1 rRNA gene is annotated in these 440 nt (G+C 45.6%); it reads right to left on the reverse strand.

The features are described 5' to 3' along the window. Positions 1-230, reverse strand: a 16S ribosomal RNA gene (locus EDI28_RS26470); the annotation flags it as partial. Between the last annotated feature and the right edge of the window lie 210 nt (positions 231-440).

The raw sequence follows: 440 nt of genomic DNA on the forward strand, positions 1-440 counted from the left end.
CGAGAGGCCCGAAGGTCCCCCTCTTTGGCCCGTAGGCATTATGCGGTATTAGCTATCGTTTCCAATAGTTATCCCCCACACTAAGGCATATTCCCAGGCATTACTCACCCGTCCGCCGCTCGCCGCCCARTAACGCACCCGAAGGATTGTTACTGTCGCTGCCGCTCGACTTGCATGTGTTAGGCCTGCCGCCAGCGTTCAATCTGAGCCATGATCAAACTCTTCAATTAAAGTTTTGTTGTTCCCATAAGGAACGGCTCAATGAATACTGATTGAGTTTCCATTACTAGAAGCTAGTAACGAGAACTCGAATTGACTGTGCCAAATAATAAGTAAACTTAAAATTTGTATTGGTCACTCAGTTCATTGATAAATCTTTCGACTTAACTCTTTCACGAGTGCCCACACAGATTGCATGGTCAAATTGTTAAAGAACGTTG

It is taken from the genome of Photobacterium chitinilyticum, from assembly GCF_004104355.1.
Classification (GTDB): Bacteria; Pseudomonadota; Gammaproteobacteria; order Enterobacterales; family Vibrionaceae; genus Photobacterium; species Photobacterium chitinilyticum.